Origin of the sequence: Psychrobacter sp. H7-1 (assembly GCF_904846585.1) — a bacterium.
GTDB lineage: Bacteria > Pseudomonadota > Gammaproteobacteria > Pseudomonadales > Moraxellaceae > Psychrobacter > Psychrobacter raelei.
In genome coordinates this window covers 1-6,532 of the sequence record NZ_CAJHBH010000067.1, presented here as the reverse complement: position 1 = coordinate 6,532, position 6,532 = coordinate 1, and the positions used below count along the sequence as shown (strand labels likewise).

The following is a 6,532-nucleotide window of genomic DNA, read 5'->3' as shown; positions in this document are numbered from 1 at the left end:
GCTATCTTCTTGACGGCCTCGGCTTTAAATTCGTCACTGTAGCTTCTTATTTTCTTGGTCATGATAAACTCCGATTAATACGCTTAGTTTACCAAGTTTAGGTGTACGGTTTCTTCAGCATAGCTCATGGTTCCTGTAGCTTTACATTTCTTGGTCATCATAAAACCTTCTTCGAGTGGTGGATTTATTAACTTTATCTCTATAGTTTTTCTAGTGTTAATCACTACAATTTTAGAGGTTAATTAAAAAAAGCAAGAGGTTTAGACTTATATCTCTATCAAATTAAACTAATGTAGATTAAGATAGTATCAGTATTGTTTAAGGTACTCCCCAATGTCTAGACCAAATTATCATAAAATTAAGATAGAATTGGGTTGATAAAACGATTTATTATCCGAACTATTGTTAGCCAGATAAACCTGTGCAGGAGTATGGTAATCGAGCGACTGATGTAAACGCTCATGATTGTAAAACTCGAAATACTCTTTCAAACCTGCTCTTGCCTGACTGACTGTCTCAAACTGTCGCAAATACACGCATTCATACTTCACTGACCGCCAAAGCCTTTCCACAAAGATATTATCCAGTGCCCTACCGCGACCATCCATACTGATAGCAATACCCTGCTCAATGAGCGGTCTGGTAAATCTTGGGCTGGTAAACTGAGAGCCTTGATCCGTATTAAAAATTTCACAGCGTAACCCATTGTGCAGTAAGCTACTTACCGTATCAACGCAGAAATCCGCCTCAAGCGTGGTAGATAGCGACCAGTCTAGGACATAACGACTGTACCAATCTATCACCGCCATCAAATACACGAAGCCCTTGGCTAGGCGAATATAGGTGATATCAGTACTCCACACTTGATTACAACGGCTAATCGGTACATGCCTAAGCAAATACGGGTAAACTTGATGCTCAGAGTTAGGCTTACTCGTGTTAGGATGCTGATAAATGGCATCTAGCCCCATTTGCCGTAGTAAGCGCCTAACTCGCTTTTCTCCCACTTGATAGCCTAGTTGCCTCAAATACGCTGTCATGCGTTTAACCCCATAAAATGGGGTCTTGGTGTACTGCTGGTCAAGCAAGTTCATCAGGGTAATATCAAGCTCGCTGATGGGCTTTGGCTGATAGTAAAGACTTGAGCGGTTGATACTGAGTAATTCACATTGCTTACGAACACTAAAATCCTTGTTATCAGGTTCTAGCAGTTGTTTACGAGTGCTCAGGGTAGCTGTGAGGACTTTTTTTAAGCCAGTCTCTTTCACTGATGACTTGCCCTAGTTGCCTATGTAGTTCATCGATAATAGCTTGCTGGGCTTGTTCGTTGGCTTGCTGTTTGGTATTGAATGCAGTAGGGATAACTGCCAAGGCCTGCTTTTTCCAGTTGCTGATTTGGGTTGCATGAACCCCATATTCTGCAGTTAACTCGTTGAGGGCTTTGTGTTCTTTGATGGCTTCAACGGCGACTTTGCTTTTAAATTCAGCATTGTGACGCTTACGTACTTTTGTCATTAGATAGACCTCTTTTTCTAAAGGTTATTCTATCTTATTTGCTACAATTTTTTGGTCTAGTTTTCCGGGAGTATTATAGTTAGTTAGTGTTACTTACCTAAAACAAAACCTTTTCCGCATAAACAAGCTTTCTTACTCTATAAGAAAGTTTATTAAGGATGTCTAATGACACAAACAATTCAACTTGCCGTGCAAAAAGATAATGTCAACTTGATTAATCAAGCATTAAATAGCAATCAACCTACTAAAATAGCTGCTGAAGAAGGCATGAAAATTAGCCTAGTAGAAGCTAAAACAGGTCTACCAGCTAAAAAGCTAAAAGCTAAAAAAGTAGATGACGACTTACTAATTGCAGATGAAAATGGTGAAACGTTGCTAACTATTGAGGATTACTATCTAACCGATAATATTCAGCTTGGTACAGTTGGTGATTCAGGCTTTGTTGAGTTTGATTATGTGAATTCTGAAACAGGTGTAACATCACAAATCGCTTCAGAAACCTCTTATACAACACTTGTGTCGGAAATGCTCAGCGATACTTCGTTCATTGGAGGTATTAGTAATGGTGTCTTATTAGGTTCACTCGGCGCGGCTGCATTAGGGATTGCGGCTCTAAGTAGTGGTTCGAGTGATGATTCACCAAAGACACCTGCTAATAAAATACCCGTCTCAAAGAACAGCACAATTGCAGCCACAGAAGACACGATTGTTAGCGGCAAACTAGAAGCGGCGACTGACGCTGATGGCGACACCTTAACTTATGCCATCGCCACTGGTGCGGCCAACGGTAAGGTTGTTATCGGTAAAGACGGCAGCTACAGCTACACGCCTAATGCCAACTTCAATGGTAAAGACAGCTTCACCTATACCATCAATGACGGTCAAGGTGGCGTGATCACCCAAACCGCTACGGTTAACGTGGCAGCAGTCAATGATGCGCCAGTATCAGCCAATACTACGATTGCAGCGACTGAAGATACCGTTGCTAAAGGTTTATTGGCGAAAGCCACCGACGTTGATGGCGATGCGCTGACGTATGTTATCGCTTCAGCTGCTAAAAACGGTACGGCAGTTGTCAATAAAGATGGCAGCTACAGCTATACCCCTAATGCTAACTTTAATGGTAAAGACAGTTTCACCTATACGGTCACTGATGGTACTGAAACCATTACTAAAACGGCTAATATCACTGTTAACTCATTCAGCGAAGTGTATACCCTTGAATTGCAAGAGACATTTGAAACCACTGTTGTCAGTGAACCGCAGACTGTGGTGGACAAGCAAGCATCATCTTTTATATCAGAAACTATAACGTTTGAAATAACAGGTCAAAATGCAATGCCTCAGTTGGAGCTTACTAATGGCTCTAATGTTATTCAAGGGAACTATAGCTACACCATTCAAGGTCCAGGAATCTCGTCTTCAAGCAATGGTAGCATTTCATCAGTAGGGTCAAATAGTTACTTCATTGATTTTAGTACAGGTACTTTGCCACCAGGCAAATACACTTTGGACTTATATGTCTATTCATCAGGGTCATCAATTAACTTTAATGTTACTGAATTTAAAGACGTTGAGAAAACTGAGTTTACAGGTTACCAGAGTGTTACGGGCAATATCTTTGCCGATGACGATGGTGGAATCAATGCGCCTAATGGTTATGAGCTTCAGATAGATGGACAATCGCTTATATTTCAAGCAGGTAGTTCAGCATCTAGCCCTATTGTTATAGATACAGATAATGGTCAAATTGAACTATCAGCTGATGGCTCTTACGTTTATCGTTCAAACGGTAATGAACTTGGTTTAGACCCAACTCAGTTGGCAGAAAAGTTTGATATCAAAGTAGTTGATCTTCAAGGGGGCTATGTTGGTGCTTATCGTGTCAATATCACGTCAGATACGACGCCACCAGAGTCAGGTGAGTTATTATTTAATAACTTTGAGGATACGGGCATATCGCAGGACGATGGTATTACTCAAGACAACACCTTTGATCTAACCGTTGAGAGTAATGAAGTAGGTAGCCAAGTTGAATATCAGTATTCAACCGATCAAGGCGTTACTTGGCAAATATTAGCAAATGGTACGGCTTCTAATTTAGCAGATGGTGACTATAGCTTTAGAGCCAAGGTAACAGATGAAGCACTTAATGAAAGCTTTACAGCAGTAAAAGATATCACTATCGATACTACTGCTCCGATCTTAGGCGATATTTTAAACTTCAATACTGCTACTAATCAGTTAGAGGTTAATGCAGATATAGACCAAGACACGCTGCAGGCATTTAAGTTAGAAAATGGAGCATTAATGCCTATTGCTGATGCTTCTAATATTCCGTTTGCGGAAGGTAATTACCAGATTAAAGCGTCTGATGTGGCTGGAAACAGTACAACCTTAGATTTCGTTATGTATAATGCTTCTGAATATTTTGAGTCTGCTGATACTATAGATATTGTAAAAGGGTCTGCTGGAAACGATACTATCTACGGTGGTAATGGCGATGATATTTTAATAGCTTCAGGAGGTAGGGATACTCTATATGGAGAATCTGGGAATGATACTTTGATATCATCAGGAGCTGGCGATACGCTTTGGGGTGGCGAAGGTAATGACACTCTAATTGTAGAAGATTTTATATCTAGTTCTGTGAATGCTTTGCGAGGAGGGTTTGGAGATGATATTTACGTTATCAACGGTTTAGAATTAAAGGACGTTGCAAACTATGCTTCTCTTGGTAATATTTATATAAATGATGGGCAAGGATCTAATAGGCTTGATTTGCAAGGTTTAAACGTATCAGATTTAACTCTAAGCAGGGACGATCAGGATTTAATTATTCAAACTACTGGAGGAAGTGTCAAGATAATAAGCCAGTTTAATGGAAATGGTGTCGATAATATCTATTTTGATGATGGAACGGTTTGGGATAAAGCAGATATCGAAAGTATGGTAAATGCGGATGGTAGCAGCGCTCGTAGTAGTAGTATGTCATTCGATGAAGCGGAAGACTCTTCTGATGATAGTGGAAATGACTATTTTAGCGAGTCTATTGATCTAGGTAATGATACAGACACCTATTATGATAGTAGCGCTGGTCTACCTCTTAGCTTCGACAGCAGTGTCGGTCAAATGGAGACGCTCATCGACTCGCCACAAATAGAGCTGCCTAGAATTAACGATTTACTTGATTTGAATAGTAATGAATTAGTTTTTGAACAAGCAGATGTGAGCAATGCTACTCCATCTTCTGATAATAATGTGATATCAGTCTCTAAAGGAGCAACTGACAATACAGCTATGACAGTGGACTTTGCTATTGGACAATTTCAAGATTTTAATGATATGCAGACAGAAGCCATGTTCCATATCATGTAGTTTTGTGCGAAGCTAATTGTAATTTCAAAAAAGCAGGCGCTGAATTCATCGCCTGCTTTTTTTAAGCATAAATATTTCGGACTAATAACCAGGGGTAATCATCCCTAAGAAATTGGTAGCTAAGGTAAAATAAAGCCATAACAATATTGTTGTTTTTTGGATATACCCCAAGGTAACCAGTAATCCAGAGGCTTTAGCCAATTAATAGACCAGTTAAAATAGACAGCTAAGCCAGGTATGTGTATTGAAGCTTATTCATATATAGCACTACATACTTCGATGCCCAAACTCTCTTAAAAATGTATAAACGGTTGCTGCCATAGAGCTATAACTAGACATTGGTGTGTGCTCATAGGCAATTTGTCGCGATCTAGATAATACGAATGTCGTGCCCTTGCTATGCTCCTGACATACTTTTGGATATATTTACTACCAGCAGGGATAGGTAATAGCCTCTGCTTTACTTCTCATGTCCGAAAACCCAACCCGTCTAGCCGTCTCATAAACCACAGCATGAACATACTTTCGCTGAGCCGCATCAATATAAGCTTGGCGACTGTTTGGATAGCTTTTCCCATTGGTATCTGCTAAAGCCAGTAAGTCACGTGCTGAGCTTGGTGGCCATTCTTCAAGTATAGAGCGCTGCTTAGCTTGTTGCCACTGTTTGGCCGTTGGTTGCATATGAATAATAACCTTTGTACACAGTACCGCTTTTTGAATAGGGTAGTCCGCCTTTTTAGCTTTATTGCCAAAGTTTAACTGACACTCACCAAACAGTCTGACTAATTCGTAAGTTAGTCGCCGAAGCTGCTGCATCTCGTTAGCTTAAATCAGTGAAGGCGTAATCCAGTCTTTTATAGGCAAAACATCATCTCGTATCACTGAATTAGAAAGAGAAGTTATACATGAAGAGCATTGCTCAAGCATATCATTAGGATTGCTTATACCTGACTTAGACGTTGCTTGTGCATTGTTTGAATTGTTCATGGAGTTGCCAACATCACTATCACTGTTTGCCATTTTACCCCACTGCGCGTCAGAATCCTTCTTACTCCTTTCATCTTTCGATTGTTAGTCGCTGTTTCTTTTTTGTTATTGAGGTACGAGCTGAATAATATCTCATCATTACTTTCAAAGAGCTAGATACTAAAAAATCAATTTAATAAACATTTTAGATTAATGTTTATCTTTTTCAGTTTATGGCAAATAGTCGATAAAACGGTGCGGTCTGACGGTTTGTTAATGGCTCTATTCGTAATCAATAAAGGCACTTTTAGACGCAATATACTCTCATAATCACCATTTGGCATCCATTGTGTTTTAAATCTTATAAATGAAGTCTCAGTTGGGATGTTGCTCCAATCAGTTGCCGCCTCTGCCATACTTTGTGTCATACCATCATAACTTGAATGGATTCAGCGAATATTTTTCTGGTGTAATGGAATCTCTGACCCAAATGAAACAGCATATCATTTGGTATCATAGGCGACACGATACGCCAACTGTAGCCCTTTGGTAATCACCCCGAAAAACAATAACACGTAAAAGTAGAAACTAACTGCTAAAATACCAGCAGGAGATTTCGACATGAAAAAATCAAGATTTACCGACACTCAGATTGTTAATATACTCAAACAAG

General features: G+C 39.7%; 3 protein-coding genes. 1 reads left to right on the top strand and 2 read right to left on the bottom strand.

Annotated elements, in window-relative coordinates:
- Positions 1 to 350 precede the first annotated feature (350 nt).
- A protein-coding gene (locus JMX92_RS12840) for an IS3-like element ISPpy1 family transposase (RefSeq protein WP_201546043.1) occupies positions 351 to 1,515 on the bottom strand; the annotation gives its coding sequence in 2 pieces (ribosomal slippage) (positions 351 to 1,251 and positions 1,250 to 1,515; 1,167 coding nt in all).
- A gap of 165 nt (positions 1,516 to 1,680) precedes the next feature.
- Here JMX92_RS12840 and JMX92_RS12835 point away from each other — a divergent pair.
- A complete protein-coding gene (locus tag JMX92_RS12835; RefSeq protein ID WP_201546042.1) occupies positions 1,681 to 4,893 on the top strand; it encodes a tandem-95 repeat protein in 3,213 nt (1,070 codons plus the stop codon).
- A gap of 429 nt (positions 4,894 to 5,322) precedes the next feature.
- Here the strand turns inward: JMX92_RS12835 and JMX92_RS12830 are convergent, their stop codons facing one another.
- The gene (locus JMX92_RS12830; RefSeq protein ID WP_201546041.1) at positions 5,323 to 5,709 is read right to left on the bottom strand and encodes a hypothetical protein; all 387 of its coding nucleotides are present in this window, start codon (positions 5,707 to 5,709) and stop codon (positions 5,323 to 5,325) included.
- Positions 5,710 to 6,532: the final 823 nt, after the last annotated feature.

Excerpts from the sequence above, each read along its gene's own strand:
- JMX92_RS12835 (WP_201546042.1), top strand. The coding sequence starts at position 1,681 with ATGACACAAACAATTCAACTTGCCGTGCAAAAAGATAATGTCAACTTG.
- JMX92_RS12830 (WP_201546041.1), bottom strand. The coding sequence starts at position 5,709 with ATGCAGCAGCTTCGGCGACTAACTTACGAATTAGTCAGACTGTTTGGT.